Annotated in this window: 15 protein-coding genes; 4 read left to right on the top strand and 11 right to left on the bottom strand. The window is 68.4% G+C overall.

From position 1 onward, the window contains the following. A complete protein-coding gene (locus tag ON19_RS10630) occupies nucleotides 1-885 on the bottom strand; it encodes an SPFH domain-containing protein (protein ID WP_043689599.1) in 885 nt (294 codons plus the stop codon). 80 nt (nucleotides 886-965) lie between these two features. After that, entirely contained in the window at nucleotides 966-2,321 is a 1,356-nt protein-coding gene (locus tag ON19_RS10625) for an FAD-binding oxidoreductase (protein ID WP_043689598.1), read from the bottom strand. 71 nt (nucleotides 2,322-2,392) lie between these two features. On the opposite strand from ON19_RS10625, the gene ON19_RS10620 reads away from it, so the two are divergent. Next, nucleotides 2,393-3,292, top strand: a complete 900-nt coding sequence (locus ON19_RS10620) for a LysR family transcriptional regulator (RefSeq protein WP_043689596.1) — start codon at nucleotides 2,393-2,395, stop codon at nucleotides 3,290-3,292. 158 nt (nucleotides 3,293-3,450) lie between these two features. Here ON19_RS10620 and ON19_RS10615 read toward each other — a convergent pair whose 3' ends face one another. From ON19_RS10615 to ON19_RS10595, 5 genes are all read right to left on the bottom strand, one after another. Then, the gene (locus ON19_RS10615; protein ID WP_043689595.1) at nucleotides 3,451-4,314 is read right to left on the bottom strand and encodes an imine reductase family protein; all 864 of its coding nucleotides are present in this window, start codon (nucleotides 4,312-4,314) and stop codon (nucleotides 3,451-3,453) included. Nucleotides 4,315-4,541: 227 nt separating this feature from the next. Beyond that, the gene (locus tag ON19_RS10610) at nucleotides 4,542-5,294 is read right to left on the bottom strand and encodes an amino acid ABC transporter ATP-binding protein (RefSeq protein WP_043689680.1); all 753 of its coding nucleotides are present in this window, start codon (nucleotides 5,292-5,294) and stop codon (nucleotides 4,542-4,544) included. 32 nt (nucleotides 5,295-5,326) lie between these two features. Further along, nucleotides 5,327-6,286 carry an amino acid ABC transporter permease gene (locus tag ON19_RS10605; protein ID WP_043689594.1) on the bottom strand — a complete coding sequence of 320 codons (960 nt, stop codon included), beginning with the start codon at nucleotides 6,284-6,286 and terminating at the stop codon, nucleotides 5,327-5,329. A gap of 3 nt (nucleotides 6,287-6,289) precedes the next feature. After that, the gene (locus ON19_RS10600; RefSeq protein WP_043689593.1) at nucleotides 6,290-7,153 is read right to left on the bottom strand and encodes an ABC transporter substrate-binding protein; all 864 of its coding nucleotides are present in this window, start codon (nucleotides 7,151-7,153) and stop codon (nucleotides 6,290-6,292) included. 292 nt (nucleotides 7,154-7,445) lie between these two features. Further along, nucleotides 7,446-8,540, bottom strand: a complete 1,095-nt coding sequence (locus ON19_RS10595; RefSeq protein ID WP_051168717.1) for an isocitrate/isopropylmalate dehydrogenase family protein — start codon at nucleotides 8,538-8,540, stop codon at nucleotides 7,446-7,448. 78 nt (nucleotides 8,541-8,618) lie between these two features. On the opposite strand from ON19_RS10595, the gene ON19_RS10590 reads away from it, so the two are divergent. Together ON19_RS10590 and trxA are read left to right on the top strand one after the other, a co-directional pair. Further along, nucleotides 8,619-9,149, top strand: a complete 531-nt coding sequence (locus tag ON19_RS10590; protein WP_043689592.1) for a 2'-5' RNA ligase family protein — start codon at nucleotides 8,619-8,621, stop codon at nucleotides 9,147-9,149. Between the two features lie 47 nt (nucleotides 9,150-9,196). Continuing rightward, nucleotides 9,197-9,580: a thioredoxin gene (gene trxA, locus ON19_RS10585; protein WP_043689591.1), complete on the top strand. Its 384-nt coding sequence runs from the start codon at nucleotides 9,197-9,199 to the stop codon at nucleotides 9,578-9,580. A gap of 155 nt (nucleotides 9,581-9,735) precedes the next feature. Here the strand turns inward: trxA and ON19_RS10580 are convergent, their stop codons facing one another. Both ON19_RS10580 and ON19_RS10575 read right to left on the bottom strand, forming a co-directional pair. Beyond that, complete coding sequence (locus ON19_RS10580; RefSeq protein ID WP_043689590.1) at nucleotides 9,736-10,173, bottom strand: 2-isopropylmalate synthase; 438 nt, start codon at nucleotides 10,171-10,173, stop codon at nucleotides 9,736-9,738. Nucleotides 10,174-10,270: 97 nt separating this feature from the next. Beyond that, complete coding sequence (locus ON19_RS10575) at nucleotides 10,271-10,477, bottom strand: hypothetical protein (protein WP_157229649.1); 207 nt, start codon at nucleotides 10,475-10,477, stop codon at nucleotides 10,271-10,273. A gap of 123 nt (nucleotides 10,478-10,600) precedes the next feature. On the opposite strand from ON19_RS10575, the gene ON19_RS10570 reads away from it, so the two are divergent. Further along, complete coding sequence (locus ON19_RS10570) at nucleotides 10,601-10,915, top strand: DUF6191 domain-containing protein (protein WP_043689587.1); 315 nt, start codon at nucleotides 10,601-10,603, stop codon at nucleotides 10,913-10,915. A gap of 74 nt (nucleotides 10,916-10,989) precedes the next feature. Here ON19_RS10570 and ON19_RS10565 read toward each other — a convergent pair whose 3' ends face one another. Further along, nucleotides 10,990-11,484 carry a beta-class carbonic anhydrase gene (locus ON19_RS10565; protein WP_043689584.1) on the bottom strand — a complete coding sequence of 165 codons (495 nt, stop codon included), beginning with the start codon at nucleotides 11,482-11,484 and terminating at the stop codon, nucleotides 10,990-10,992. A 196-nt stretch (nucleotides 11,485-11,680) separates the two neighbouring features. Beyond that, nucleotides 11,681-14,425, bottom strand: coding sequence for a DNA polymerase I (gene polA / locus ON19_RS10560; RefSeq protein WP_083899274.1), 2,745 nt, complete (start codon nucleotides 14,423-14,425; stop codon nucleotides 11,681-11,683). Between the last annotated feature and the right edge of the window lie 71 nt (nucleotides 14,426-14,496).

The following is a 14,496-nucleotide window of genomic DNA, read 5'->3' as shown; positions in this document are numbered from 1 at the left end:
TCAGGAGTAGAGCGAACCGGCGTTGACGACGGGCTGGGTCGGACGGTCACCGCAGAGCACGACGAGCAGGTTCGACACCATGGCCGCCTTGCGCTCCTCGTCCAGCTCCACCATGCCCTCCTGGGCGAGCCGCTCCAGCGCCAGGCCGACCATGCCGACCGCGCCCTCGACGATCCGGGTGCGTGCGGCGACCACCTGGTTGGCCTGCTGGCGAACCAGCATGGCCTGGGCGATCTCGGGCGCGTAGGCGAGGTGGGTGATCCGCGCCTCCAGCACCTCGATGCCCGCCATCTCGGTGCGCTCACGCAGTTCGACGGTCAGCTCCTCGGCGACCTCGGCGCCGTCGCGCAGGCTGGTTCGGTCGGCCTCGTGCGCGTCGTAGGGGTGCGACGTGGCCAGGTGACGGACAGCCGCCTCGGACTGGGTCTCGACGTACTCCTCGTAGTCGTCGACGGCGAAGGCGGCCTTGAAACTGTCCACCACCCGGTAGACGACCACCGCGGCGATCTCCACCGGGTTGCCGTCGGCGTCGTTGACCTTGAGCTTCTGCGTCTCGAAATTCCGCACGCGCAGCGAGATGCTCTTGCGGTCGGTGAGCGGGAGCACCGAGAAGAAGCCCGGCTCGCTCACCGAGCCTATGTAGCGGCCGAAGAACTGCACCACCTTGGCCTCGTTCGGGTTCACCACGGTCAAGCCGGTCGCCAGCAACAGCAAGACGACGACCACGACGATCGCCGCCACCGCGCCGACCACGGCGAGGGCGTTGCCGTGCCGGGCGCCCGCGACGAAGCCGAGCACCGCTGCGCCGCCGAACAGGAGAGTGAGCACGAACCACCCAAGCAGCACCAGGAAGCCGTTGACGTGGAACGCGGGTCGAAACTGCATGACATCCTCCCAATATCAGAGTGATATCACGAAGATAGCATGGTGCCGCCGCGCCGCACCAGGGCGCGGCGGCTGCGAACTCACCCGGCGTCCGGCCGGATGTTGCGGTTGCAGCGGAACAGGTTGCGCGGATCGTGCTGGGCCTTGAGCGCGGCCAACCGGGCGTAGGTGTCCGGCCGATAGCCCGCGCGAGTCTGCGCCTCGTCTGCCTCGGCGCCCGCGCCGTAGAGGAAGTTGAGACTGTGCCCGAGAGTCCACGGCGCCAGCGCGGCACGGATATCGGCTCGAGTCGCGGCATCGTCGGGGCCGGTGATGATCCGGACGATGTGCGAGGCCTCGCGATGGTCCACCGCGATTCCGGCTTCGCCCGGGCGGGCCAACGCGCCACCGAGGTGACGGATGTCGATGACCGCCCCCGCGCCGGATTCCGGCCCCGCGGCAGCCAGCAAGGCCGTGGCGGTGTCCTCGGCGAACTCGCCGAGCAGCGCGTTGGTGGCGGCGTAAGCGTGCGGGTTGTCGGGGTCGCTGTGAATGGTGTGCGACTCGGTGTACGGCATCGCGCGCAGGTCGTCTTTCAGTCGTTCGCCGACCGCACGCAGCGGCGCGACCAGCCGTTCGGCTTCCTGCGCAGGCCCGTTGTACGCGATCCGGATCGAGGCGGCGTACCGGCCGCGCAGGGGCGCGGGCACGGGCGGGATATCCGGGAAGGCGAGCATGGCGACCGTGGAGGTCAGTTCCTCCGGCACGGTCTCGGTCCATTGCCGCCACGCGTCCAACGCCCGCTCGACCAGCGGGGTGTCGAACACCAACTGCCCGCCGTAGACCGTGGCGACCGGGACCAGACCGACCTCCAGGCCGGTCACGACGCCGAAGTTGCCCCCGCTGCCGAGCACCGGGCCGAACAGCTCGTCACCCGGCACCAGCGTGCGCACCCGGCCCTCAGCGGTGACCAACTCGATCACCCGCACGTGCTCGGCGGCATACCCGAACTGACGCGCGAGCAGTCCTACGCCGCCACCGAGCAGATAGCCCACCACCCCCACCGACTGCGACGAGCCGTTCAGCGGCGCCAATCCGTGTTCGGCCGCCGCGTCGACCAGCGCACCCGCGCGCACCCCTGCACCGATATGGGCGGTCCTGCGCACGGGATCGATGCGGATGCCTGCCATCCGGCGCGTACTGATCAGCACTCCCCCGTCGGCCGCCACCGACAGTCCGTGGCCGGTCGCCTGTACGGCGATCGGCAACTCGAGCCGCGCCGCGTACTCCACGGCAGCGCGCACGTCCTCGGTGTGCGCAGCGCCGACGATCAGAGCGGGGCGATGCGTGTAGGCGGTCTGGAACCCGGCGATCTCCGCGTCGTAGCCCGCGTCGCCGGGACGGAAGATCGGGCCGGTGAAGGCGTCGAGGTCGATGGTCTCTGCGATATCTCCCATGACTTCGACGATTCCGCGACGAGTTCGAGAAGTAAAACAGATAGTTTTTCTCGCTCCTATAATTGATAGTTATGGAACTGCGCCAGCTTCGCTACTTCGTCACCGTGGCCGAGGAGGCGAACTTCACCCGCGCGGCGGCCCGGCTGCATCTGACCCAGCCGGGGCTGAGTGCGCAGATCCGTCAGTTGGAGCGCGAACTCGGCCTGCCACTGCTCGACCGTGGCGGGCGCACGGTCACGCCGACCGAAGTCGGCGCGGCCGTGCTGCCGCACGCGCGGGCGGCGCTGGCCGCCGCCGAGCGGATCACCCACACGGTGGACGAGTTCACCGGGCTGCTACGCGGTCAGGTCCGGCTCGGGCTCATCTCGGGGGCGGCGGTCGAGGAATTCGACGTAGCCGCGGTGCTCGCCGAGTTCCACCACGACCACCCGCAAGTCGGCATCAGCCTCACCGAGGACACCTCCGAGCGGATGCTCGCCGCCCTCGACCGGGGTGAGCTCGATATGGCTCTGATCGGCATGACCGGCGCGGACGTCGATCCCGGCATCGGCATCGAGGTGCTGCTGGAGACCGCGGTGGTGGCGGCGGTCGCGGCGACGGACCTCGGCGACGGCGCCGAGATCCCGCTCAGGGCGCTGCGCGATCGTCCGCTGATCTGCCTGACGCCGGGCACCGGCATCCGCGCCGTCTTCGAGCGCGCCTGCGCAGCGGCGGATTTCGAACCCGCCGTCGCTTACGAGGCGGCGGCGCCCGCACTCCTGCTGCGCTTGGCCGCACGCGGTCTCGGCGTGGCCGTGGTGCCCGAGCTCACCGCCGAGGAGGCCGAGGCTTTCGGTGTGCGGACCGTGCGCATCGTGGAGCCGGAAGTGCGCGGGCGTCTCGCGCTGGCCTGGCGCACCGACCGTCCCGCGAGCCCGGCGGCCAAAGTGCTGCTCGGTCAGCTGCGGATCGCCCTGCGCGCCGACGAATGAACCGACCGGACCTGCCGTGGTGGCTCCCCGCGCGTCACAACCGGGGCCCACTTCGGCCGCGACGAAACCGGCGTACAGCGTGGTCGACCCGATCGCGAGTGCGCGGCGGTGGTGGTGCGTCGGTGAGGTGAGCGGATGATCCCCGCAGCGTCGGGTTCTCAGACGCCGGCAATGGTTTCTATCAGGCTGGCGAAGCTGTCTTTGCCGTGGCCGGCTTCGATGCCTCTGTGTGTAAGCGATCTGATGAGTTGAGGCAGTTCGGTGTTGATGCCGCGCTCTTGGGCTGCGTGGATGAGGTGGTCCATGAGGGGTGCGTCGAGTTCGAGCCATTCCTCGTCGCCGGGGTACCGACCGTTGTCTATCTGTTGGGCGTAGTCGGCGATGACCGACGCGATCGTGGTCGACATCCAGTGATTCAGCAGTGGGGCCGTCGTCGTCGCGTGCACCTCGGCCGTGCGCAGCAATGCCGCGCTGTACAGGTATCCGATCAGGGTGGCCCACGCGAAGTTCAGCATCGCGACGTCGTAGAGCGCTGCCGTGCCGGGGTCCGGTCCCAGATACGTCGCGCTACCCAGCTGCCCGAGCAGTCGTTCGTGATGCGCGAAGAGTTCTTCCGAACCGCTGTACACCAACACTGTCTCGGGCTTGCCGACATGTTCGGGATGCGCCATCAGCGCACCGTCGAGGTACCGGCCGCCACGTTCACCCACCCAGGCGGCCAGTTGCCGGGCCTGCGCATCTGTGCCCGAGGTCACGTTCACCACGTCTCGGGATGTGATGTGCCGCTCGGCTCGTCCGAGGATCCGAGCCGCAGCGTCGTAGTCATCGGCGCACACGACGACCAGGGCCGCGGCGTCGAGAGCCGCGTGCAGTGAATCCGATTGCGGAGTCGAGCGCGGATGGGCGTCGTCGTGCTCGTCCCAGAACGTGACCGCGTTGTGTATCGCCAGAGCTTCGGCCAGCGCCGCTGCTCGGACGCCACGTCCGAGCAGCGTCACGGATATCCCCGTAGGTGTACGCATCAGGTCTTCTCTCCGCATTGCTTGCCCACCGAGACGTGGGCGAAGGGCTTGGTGCGGCTACGCTAAGCCCTCACATTGATGTGAGAGTCAAGTCGGAGAACCGTGCTGCGCATCGGTGAACTGTCGGAACGAACGAGCGTCAGCCGACACCGACGACCAGCGCAACCGCCCCGAAAGGGCTCGCAGGAGCAGGCCGTCGGGCAGTTCCGGCTCGTCGACCGACCGAATCAGAGCAGTCGCGAAAGGAATGCCTTCGTGCGCTCCTGCCGCGGATCGGCCAGTAGCTGCCGGGGCGGTCCCGCCTCCACGACGACACCGCCGTCCATGAACACCAGCTGATCGGCGACCTCGCGGGCGAAACCCATCTCGTGGGTCACCACGACCATCGTCATGCCCGACCGAGCGAGTTCGCGCATGACCGTGAGGACTTCCCCGACCAACTCCGGATCCAGCGCGGAGGTCGGTTCGTCGAACAGCATGAGCTTGGGATCCATGGCCAGCGCTCGGGCGATCGCCACGCGCTGCTGCTGACCGCCGGACAGTTGCGCCGGGTAGGCGTTCGCTTTGTCCGCCAGGCCGACCCGGTCCAGCAGTTCGCGCGCCCTGGTCAGAGCGTCCGCCTTGCGCACTTTCTTGACCTGGGTGGGCGCCTCGATGATGTTCTCCAGCGCGGTCCGGTGCGGGAACAGGTTGAAGTGCTGGAACACCATGCCGATCTCGCGGCGCTGCTTGGCCGCCTCGCGCGGGTGCATCTCGTAGAGCTTGCCGTTCTTCTCCCGGTAGCCCACGATCTCGCCGTCGACGTAGAGCCGGCCCGCGTTCACCTGCTCCAGGTGGTTGATGCAGCGCAGGAAGGTGGACTTGCCCGAGCCGGACGGCCCGATCAGGCACAGCACTTCGCCGCGGCCCACCTCGAGCGAAACGCCCTTGAGCACCTGCAGCGCCCCGAAGTTCTTGCAGACCCGGTCGGCCACGATCATCGGAGCAGACGTGGTCTTCTCGACGTCCACGCTCATTTCGCCTTCTCCACCTGCTGGGCGTCGGCGAGCTCCTGCAGCTGCTTGGCGGTCAGCCTGCGGGAGACGCCGCGCGAGTAATAGCGCTCCAAGTAGTACTGCCCGACCATGAGCACGCTCGTGATCGCCAAGTACCAGGTGGCGGCGACCAATAGCAGCGGAATGGGCTGGAAGTTCACGCCGTAGATGTCGCGCGCCCGGCCGAAGAGGTCGGTGCTCAGCGGGATGCCGGTGACCAGCGAGGTGGTCTTCAGCATGCCGATGAGCTCGTTGCCGGTCGGCGGGATGATCACGCGCATGGCTTGCGGCAGCACCGTGCGGCGCATGGTCTGATTCCAGGACATGCCCAGCGCGAACGACGCCTCCCGCTGCCCTTCGCCGACGGAGTTGATCCCGGCCCGGACGATCTCGGCCATATAGGCGGCTTCGTTGAGGCCGAGGCCGAGCACCGCGAAGGTGAACGCGGCCTGCAGTTGCTGCACGTCGAGTTGGAAGAACTGCGGCCCGAACGGAACACCCAACTGGATCTGGCTGTAGAGCGAGGGGACCAGCCCCCAGAACACCAGCTGCACGAACACCGGGGTGCCGCGGAAGATCCACAGGTACACCCACGCCGTGGCGCGCAACACCGGGTTCGGCGACAGCCGCATCACGGCCAGCATCGTCCCGAGCGCGACCGCGATCGCCATCGCGCACACCGTCAGTTCCAGCGTCACGATGGCGCCCGCGGTAATCCGGCTGTCGAACAGGTACTTCCCGTAGGTGTCCCAGCGATAGGCCGGGTTCGTCGCGGCGCCGTAGACGAACAGCGCCACGAGGACGAGGATGACCGCCGCCGCTATCCAGCGTCCCGGCCTGCGCAGCGGAACCGCTTTGATCGGCTCCGGCTCCCGCGTCGAATCCGCTCCGCCGGGCCCGGGATCACCGGGCGCAGGCCGAGTGTCGTTGTCCACCATCGATCAGCTCACGGCGCCGTTGATGACGGACGTGGTGATGGCGCCTTCCTGGACACCCCAGTTCTTCGTGATCTCGAGGTACTTGCCGTTGTCGATCAGATGCTGGACGGCTTTTTGCAGGACGGCGGCCAGCGGCGCGCCCTTGGGCACCGCCCAGCCGTAGGGCGCGGAGTCGAACACCGGCCCCGCGGTCTCGATCTTGCCGCCGCTCTGCTTGATCGCGTACGCGGTCACCGGGGAGTCGGCCGACATGGCGTCGACCTGGCCGAGCACCAGCGCGTTGGTCGCGGCGCTCTGCTCATCGAACGGCTTGATATCGATCGCGGGTTTGCCCTCGGCGACGCACTTGGCGCTCTTGGCGGGCACCTCCTCGGTGTGCTCCACGGTCGTGGCCTGGACGGCGACCTTCTTGCCGCAAGCGTTCTCCGGGTCGACCGGCTTGCCCTTCTGCTGGGCCCACTGGACACCCGCCTTGAAGTAGGTGGTGAAGTCGACCTGCTGCTCGCGTTCCTTGGAATCGGTGATCGACGACATGCCCACGTCGTAGGTACCGGCCTGGATCGCCGGGATGATCTTCTCGAAGGCCGACTCGACGTATTCGGCCTTCACACCGAGCACGGAGGCGACCGCGTCCATCAGGTCGACATCGAAGCCGACGATCCGGCCGCTGGCGTCCTTGTACTCGTTCGGCTGATAGGGGACGTTCACACCGACCACGAGCTCGCCGGACTGCTTGATCTTGTCGGGCAGCTGCGCGGCGATCTCGTCGACTTTCTCCACCTGCACCTTGGCCACCGAGGGCCCGGTTTCCTCGGTATTGGTGGTACATCCGGTCAACACGAGTGCGCCCGCGGCGAGCGCGCCCATGGCGGCGCGCAGGGCGCGCCTGCCGAGAAACAATCGATCAGACACAGCAGTCCTCCACATTTTTGCTCCACGCAACCCGGGCGTCACCACCCGTTTGGCAATCTAAGCGACCGGGACGCTCCGCGCTGGACAGTAATGCAACAGCAACACGGAGCCGTTGCGAGTCCCGTGCCGCCGCACCGGCGGGACACCCTACCCCGCCGCTAGCTGACCTGCGGGTTCGGGTTGCGGCTGGCTACTCGGGGCACATCACCGGGGGTATGAGAATTCCGTCCCGGCGCACCCGCTCGGCCTACCTGCGATGCACCCTGGCGCACACGTGCTCGGTGAACTCACTGGTCGAGGCCAGTCCGCCCAGGTCGGCGGTGGCAATGCCCGCCTCGAAGGTCGCGGCGACGGCCCGCTCGATGCGCTCGCCCGCCCGCGCCAGGCTCACCTCGGCGTCCCGGGCCGCCAACCAGCGCAACAGCATCGCCGCGGACAGCTGCAACGCCGCCGGGTTCGCGCGGTTGTGCCCGGCCAGCGACGGCGCGGCCCCGTGCACCGCCTGGGCCATCGCCGTGGTGGCCGAGCAATTGAGCGAGGCGGCCAGGCCGAGTGACCCGCTCAATTCCCCGGCCAGGTCCGACAGGATGTCACCGAACAGATTCTCGGTGACCAGTACGTCGTAGTCGGCGGCGGCGCGGACCAGGTGCGCGGCCGCCGCGTCGACGTGTTCGTCGTCCACCTCGACGCCCGGGTAGGCGAGGCCGACCTCCCGGCAGACGTCGCGGAACAGTCCCATCGTCAGCGGCAGGACGTTGGCTTTGTGCACGATGGTGACCCGCTTGCGTCGCGTCGCGGCCAGCCGGAACGCCTGGTGCGCGATCCGCTCGCAGGCGGCGCGGGTCACCAGACCGACCGACATCGCGATGTCCGGCGTCGGCCGGAACTCCCCCGAGCCGGCGAACATATTGCGGTCGGCGTAGAACCCTTCGCTGTTCTCCCGGACTATGACAAGGTCGATATCCGGCGCCGCCGCCTGCACACCGGCGAAGGCCCGCGCGGGGCGGATGTTGGCGTAGAGGTCGAAACGCTTGCGGATCACCCCGCCCGGCGCGACACGATGTTCGGCCGGATAGGACGCGTTGTCGTGTGGGCCGAGAATCCAGGCGTCGACCCCGGCCAGTTCCTCGAGTGTCTGCTCGGGCAGCGGGGTGCCGAACTCGGCGATGGCACGGTGCCCCATGGCCAGCGGCACCCATTCGACCGGCGCGGCGCCCGCCGCGGACAGCGCCTCGTCGACCACCTGCCTGGCGGCCCGTACCACCTCGGGGCCGATGCCGTCGCCGTCGATCAGGCCGAGCCGCAGTGCCCGGTCCTCCCGGGGCTGGTTCGCGTCGTTCACCGGAACATCCTCCCGCCGGCGCGCCCGGCTGCCGGAACCGGCCCGCGGACACGCCGATTGCGGTTACCTTCGGGAGCCATGGTGCAGTCGGTCGAACTACTCCTCGACGAGGCCGCCGACGCCGAGATCCGCCGCCAGTGGGAGCTGCTCGCGGAGGCAGGCGTGGCGAGCCTGGCCGCGCGCACCGACGAGTCCAATCGCCCGCACATCACCGCCGCGGTGGCCAGGCAGATCTGGCCGCGCATCGAGCAGGCGCTGGACGAACAGACCTTCTCGCCGATTCCCGTGCGGCTGGGCGGGCTGGTGGTCTTCGGTGCGCGCCGCCCCATCCTGGTGCGGCTGGTGGTCCCGACCGAAGCCCTGCTCGCGCTGCACCACCGGATCTTCCACGCCATTTCCCCGTGCCCGGGTGTCCCGGCCAACGTGCATCCGGACGCCTGGACCCCGCACATCACCCTGGCCAGGCGGGTGCCGCCGCATCAACTCGGCGAGGCGATCCACGCCGTCGCCCGGGACCGGGATTTTCCGGCGACCGTGCTGGGTATCCGTCGATGGGACGGGGATCAGCGGCGCGAGTGGCCGGTCGGCCGGATCCGCCGTGGAAGATAACCGGAGCAGCCCGCGTTGTAGCAGGCACACCGAAACGAGAGGACGTCATGGCCACCCAGACGCTGACCCAGCACAATTTCGATGAGGTAGTCACCGGAAACGACGTGGTACTCGTCGACTTCTGGGCCGATTGGTGCGGTCCGTGCAAGAGTTTCGCACCGACTTTCGAGGCCTCCGCCACCAAGCACCCCGACGTGGTGCACGGAAAGGTCGACACCGAATCCGAGCAGGGCCTCGCGGCGGCCGCCAACATCCGCTCCATCCCGACCATCATGGCTTTCCGGGAGGGCGTGCTGGTGTTCGCGCAGCCCGGCGCGCTGCCGCCCGCCGCGCTCGAGGATCTGGTGACTCAGGTCAAGGCGCTGGATATGGACGAGGTCCGCAAGCAGCTCGCCGAGCAGCAGGCAGGCGCCGAGCAGCCCGAAGCGTAACAGTACGAAGCGGTAAGTCACTCCGCCGCAAGGCAATTCACTCGGGCCCGAACCCGGACACTGCGAAAACCGCGGTGTGTGTCCGGGCCCGCTCCAGTTCCGGCGGAGTGCGTCCGACCGCGGGGGGCGCACTGCCTCCCCGCGGTCGGACCAGATCAGGAGGCGCCGAGCAGGTTGACGCCCGCGATCATGGCGCGCACCGTCGACTCGGCGCCGTCATCCGCGATCGCCGCGCCCCAGCCGCGCCTGCCGTTGCATTCGCACTGCACGAACGTGGCGGTGCCGTCCGCGGTGCGCCGCTGGTGGAACTGCAGAATCTCCACCGGATAGCCCTCCTCGTAGAGAGCCGAGGTCATCGCCGCGACCGGGCTGCCGGTGGCGATGACGGTTCGCAGATGGCCGGCGAATTCCAGCGTGGCGGTGAACTCCGCGGTGCGGCTGCCCGCCGGCGACCACTCACCGAGGCGGATCGGACCGCCGTGCGCGGTGTAGCGGCTGTGGAACTGCGCCGAGGTCAGCCCGGCGGCTTCGGCGCGGAGGCCCTTGGGGGCGGCGGCGTGGAACATGTCTGTATCGAGAGTCAGGATGGTCATTGAAAGTAGGTCTTCCCGAAGAATGTCGTGGCTCAGTTGACAGAGGGGACCAGCACTAACAAGTCAAATCAGCCCGCAGCGAGGGGGCCGGTCCGAATCAGACCCCGCTGCGGCGGGCTACTACGAGGACTCGGGGACGCGGCGCCACCATCGCGGTGAGCGGAAGTAGCTCGGCGCGAACCTCGGGCTCGAAGGCGGTAGCCTGCGTGACCACGGAGGACCCGGTGAGCGACGCCGAAAGCAGAGCGCTGTCGCGGTCTGCGACATGGAGCGCTGCGCTGCGGCGGTCGGCGGGATTCGGCACGGCATCGAGAATAGGGACAACGCGACGCAATAGCAACCACATTCGGTGCCCGATTTGTCTACTGACGAGTACTGTTCGCGCAGTTCAGGGCGTTGCGAGCGAAGCGAGGGTAGCGTCGGTGACATGGGTCTCCTCGTCGCCATGACCATCCCGGGCCTGGCCGTCCTGCTCATCCTGTTCGCCTTCGCCGAAGTGGTCTGGAACAGGCTCACCGGCAGCCGTGTGCTGCCCTGGACCCGCAAGCGGTCCGGCCGCCCCGTCGCGGCCGCGGGCTTCGAAGAGGTCACCGCGATTTTCCAGGGCGGTAAACAGCACGAGTTCGAGCAGCGCAGGACGACGCTGATGCACCGGGAGGACGCGACCGACGGCGCGCCGCCGCGCGACGAGGTGGACCTCACCGCCGGTTCGGCCCGCCTGGTACGGCACCGCCTTTCGTGAAATACGCCACAGCGCAGTGAGATCCGAGCGATAGCATCCGGATCGCACTGCACCGGGGCGGAATTCGATCCGCCCTAGCGGGGAAGAACCTCGTTCAGCTTGCCGGTGGCGACGTCGAAGACGAAGCCGCGAATCGAGTCCTTGTGCGGCACGAACGGGCTGGCAACGATGCGCGCGATCGACTGGCGCACATCGGTTTCCAGGTCCGAGAACGCCTCGGCCGACCAGTCCGGCTTGATCCCGGTCTCGTCCTGGATGCTCGCCTTGAAGTCGTCGTCGGTGAAGGTGAGCATGCCGCAATCGGTGTGGTGGATCAGGATGATCTCCCTGGTGCCGAGCAGCCGCTGACTGATGGCCAGCGAACGGATCTCATCGGCGGTGACTACGCCGCCCGCGTTGCGGATGACGTGCGACTCGCCCTCGGCGAGGCCGAGCGCGCCGTAGACGTTGAGCCGCGCGTCCATGCACGCGATCACGGCGACGCCCTTCGCGGGCGGCAGCGGCAGCGGGCCTCGGAAGGTGCTCGCGTAGACCGCGTTGTTCTCCAGGTACTCGTCGGTGACAGTCATGGGCCATCCCCTGCGCTCGGTATGCGTGAATCCCTATGTGTGACCAGCCCCACGGTAGGTGGCCGCGCAGCACGGGACACCGGTCCCGTTCACCGTGATTCGTTCCCTTGCACGCGGCGGCCCGATAGTAGCTCCGCGTATGCCGAATGCCGGGCCCCTGCGGTCGGGCCCGGCATGTCCTCCTGCGGTGCGCCGATCAGTGCGCGGCGGAATCCCAGCTGTGGCCGACGCCGACCGAGACCTCCAGCGGCACCGACAGGGCGATCGCCGCGGACATCTGTTCGCGCGCCAGCGCTTCGAGCGCCTCCCGTTCGCCGTCGGCGACCTCGAACAGCAGTTCGTCGTGGATCTGCAGCAGCATCCTGGAGCGCAAGCCCGCCTCGCGCATCGCGCGGTGCACGTTGATCATCGCCACCTTGATGATGTCGGCCGCGGTGCCCTGGATCGGGGCGTTGAGCGCCATCCGCTCGGCCGATTCCCGGCGCTGCCGGTTGCTGGAGTCCAGATCGGGCAGGTAGCGGCGGCGCCCGAACAGCGTCTCGGTGTAGCCGACCTTGCGCGCCTGCTCCACCACCTCGTACAGGTAGTCGCGGATGCGGCCGAAGCGGGCGAAGTAGACCTCCATCTGCTCCTTCGCCTCGGTGGTGCTGATCTTCAGCTGCGCGGACAGGCCGTAGGAGCTCAACCCGTAGGCCAGGCCGTAGGACATCGCCTTGATCCGGCGGCGCAGTTCCGGGCTCACCTCCGAGATCGGGATGTCGAACGCTTTCGACGCCACGAAGCTGTGCAGATCCTCACCGGAGTTGAACGCCTCGATCAGGTTCTCGTCCCCGGACAGGTGCGCCATGATCCGCATCTCGATCTGGCTGTAATCCGCGGTCATCAGCGACTGGTAACCGGGGCCGACCACGAAGGTGTCGCGGATCTGCCTGCCGGTGTCGGTGCGGATCGGGATGTTCTGCAGATTCGGTTCGGTCGAGGACAGCCGCCCGGTGGCCGCGATGGTCTGGTTGAACGTGGTGTGGATGCGGCCGTCCTCGGCGACGCACTTGAGCAGTCCGTCGACGGTGACCTTCAGGCGGGTGGCGTCGCGGTGCGCGAGCAGATGTTCCAGGAACGCGTGCTGGGTCTTCTCGTAGAGCGACTCCAGCGCGTCGGCGTCGGTGGTGTAGCCGGTCTTGGTGCGCTTGGTCTTCGGCATGTCCAGCTCGTCGAACAGCACCACCTGCAACTGCTTGGGCGAGCCCAGGTTGATCTGCTTGCCGATCACGTCGTAGGCCGCCTCGGCCGCCTCGGCGACCCGGTCTGCGAACCGGCGCTGCAGCGTCGCCAACTGGTCGGTGTCCACCGCGATGCCCGCCTCCTCCAAGGTGGACAGCACACCGAGCAGCGGCAGCTCCATATCCGCCAGCAGCGGGGTGGACTCGATCTCGGCCAGTTCCCCGTCGAGCGCGTCGGCCAGGTCGGCGACGGCACGCGCGCGCAGCATCTGCGCCCGCGCCAGCTCGGCGTCGACGGTGTCCTCGTCGTCGAGCAGCGACAGCTGCGCGGTCTCGTCGGTCTCGGCGCGCAGCTCCCGGTGCAGGTAGCGAAGCGACAGGTCGTCGAGGTTGAACGTGCGCTGGCCCGGACGCACCAGATACGCGGCCAGCGCGGTATCGCTGGTCAGCCCGCCGAGCCGCCAGCCGCGGCCGCGCAACGCGTGCACGGCAGTCTTGGCCTCGTGCAGCGCCTTCGGCACGGCGGGGTCGGCGAGCCAGGCGCCCAGCGCGGCCTCGTCCTCCGGGGTGAGCACCGTGACGTCGATGTACCCGCTCTCGCCGTCGCCGGCCGCGATGGCCAGCGCGCGGACGTCGCCACCGGCCGGGGATCCCGTGCCGAGGATCGAGACACCATGGCGCACACCGGATTTCGCATGCTCGGCGAGCCAGGACGCCACCGCGCCGATCTCCAGCGCGCCGCCGCTGATCTCGAAACCAGCCTCCGCCTCCGGCTCCGGCGGGGCCAGCGTCTCGAACAGCCGGTCGCGCAGCACGCGGAACTCGAGATCGTCGAACAGCTGGTGGATCTTGCTGCGGTCCCACGGGCCCTGCGCCAGCTGATCAGGGGTGTACGGCAGCGGCACCTCCCGCATCAATTCGGTGAGCTGCCGGTTGAGCACCACGCTGCTCAGGTTCGCCCGCAGCGCGTCGCCGACCTTGCCCTTCACCTGATCGACCTTCTCCACCAGCGTGTTCAGGTCACCGTATTCGCGAATCCATTTGGCGGCGGTCTTCTCACCGACCCCGGGGATACCGGGAAGGTTGTCGCTGGGATCGCCGCGCAGCGCCGCGTAGTCCGGGTATTGACTCGGTGTGAGGCCGTACTTGGCCATCACTTCCTCGGGGGTGAACCGGGTCAGGTCGGAGACGCCCTTGCGCGGGTACAGCACGGTGACGTTCTCGTCGACCAACTGGATGGCGTCGCGGTCACCGGTGACGATGAGGACCCGGAAACCCGCGGCCGTGGCCTGGGTGGTGAGCGTGGCGATGATGTCGTCGGCTTCGAAGCCGTCGATCGCCATCACCGGGATGCCCAGCGCGCCGAGCACGTCCTTGGTGAGTTCCACCTGCCCGCGGAACTCGTCCGGCGTGGTGGTGCGGTTCGCCTTGTACTCCGGGTACGCCTCGGCGCGGAAGGTCTGGCGCGACACGTCGAACGCCGTCGCCACGTGCGTCGGCTTCTCGTCGCGCAGCAGGTTGATCAGCATCGCGGTGAAGCCGTAGACGGCGTTGGTGGTCTGCCCGGTGACCGTCTTGAAGTTCTCCGCCGGTAGCGCGAAGAACGCGCGATAGGCGATCGAATGCCCGTCCAGCAACAGCAGCGTCGGCCGGTCTCCCGAGCCGGGGTCGCTGGGGCCGGACGCGGGGGCGGGACGCGGAGCGGTCGTGGGTGAACTCACGCACCAGAGTCTAGGGACCGGCACCGACAAGGCGATACGCCGACACCCAGGCCGGACTTTCGGCCCGTGGG

The organism is Nocardia abscessus NBRC 100374 (assembly GCF_000308455.1).
Lineage (GTDB): Bacteria > Actinomycetota > Actinomycetes > Mycobacteriales > Mycobacteriaceae > Nocardia > Nocardia abscessus.
The sequence above is the reverse complement of the archived record's forward strand: the minus strand, read 5'-3'. Positions and strand labels throughout refer to the sequence as shown.

Bases quoted from the DNA above. Each gene is read 5' to 3' on its own strand.
- ON19_RS10630 (WP_043689599.1), bottom strand. From the start codon at position 885: ATGCAGTTTCGACCCGCGTTCCACGTCAACGGCTTCCTGGTGCTGCTT.
- ON19_RS10625 (WP_043689598.1), bottom strand. From the start codon at position 2,321: ATGGGAGATATCGCAGAGACCATCGACCTCGACGCCTTCACCGGCCCG.
- ON19_RS10620 (WP_043689596.1), top strand. From the start codon at position 2,393: ATGGAACTGCGCCAGCTTCGCTACTTCGTCACCGTGGCCGAGGAGGCG.
- ON19_RS10615 (WP_043689595.1), bottom strand. From the start codon at position 4,314: ATGCGTACACCTACGGGGATATCCGTGACGCTGCTCGGACGTGGCGTC.
- ON19_RS10610 (WP_043689680.1), bottom strand. From the start codon at position 5,294: ATGATCGTGGCCGACCGGGTCTGCAAGAACTTCGGGGCGCTGCAGGTG.
- ON19_RS10605 (WP_043689594.1), bottom strand. From the start codon at position 6,286: ATGGTGGACAACGACACTCGGCCTGCGCCCGGTGATCCCGGGCCCGGC.
- ON19_RS10600 (WP_043689593.1), bottom strand. From the start codon at position 7,153: ATGGGCGCGCTCGCCGCGGGCGCACTCGTGTTGACCGGATGTACCACC.
- ON19_RS10590 (WP_043689592.1), top strand. From the start codon at position 8,619: ATGGTGCAGTCGGTCGAACTACTCCTCGACGAGGCCGCCGACGCCGAG.
- trxA (WP_043689591.1), top strand. From the start codon at position 9,197: ATGGCCACCCAGACGCTGACCCAGCACAATTTCGATGAGGTAGTCACC.
- ON19_RS10580 (WP_043689590.1), bottom strand. From the start codon at position 10,173: ATGACCATCCTGACTCTCGATACAGACATGTTCCACGCCGCCGCCCCC.
- ON19_RS10570 (WP_043689587.1), top strand. From the start codon at position 10,601: ATGGGTCTCCTCGTCGCCATGACCATCCCGGGCCTGGCCGTCCTGCTC.
- ON19_RS10565 (WP_043689584.1), bottom strand. From the start codon at position 11,484: ATGACTGTCACCGACGAGTACCTGGAGAACAACGCGGTCTACGCGAGC.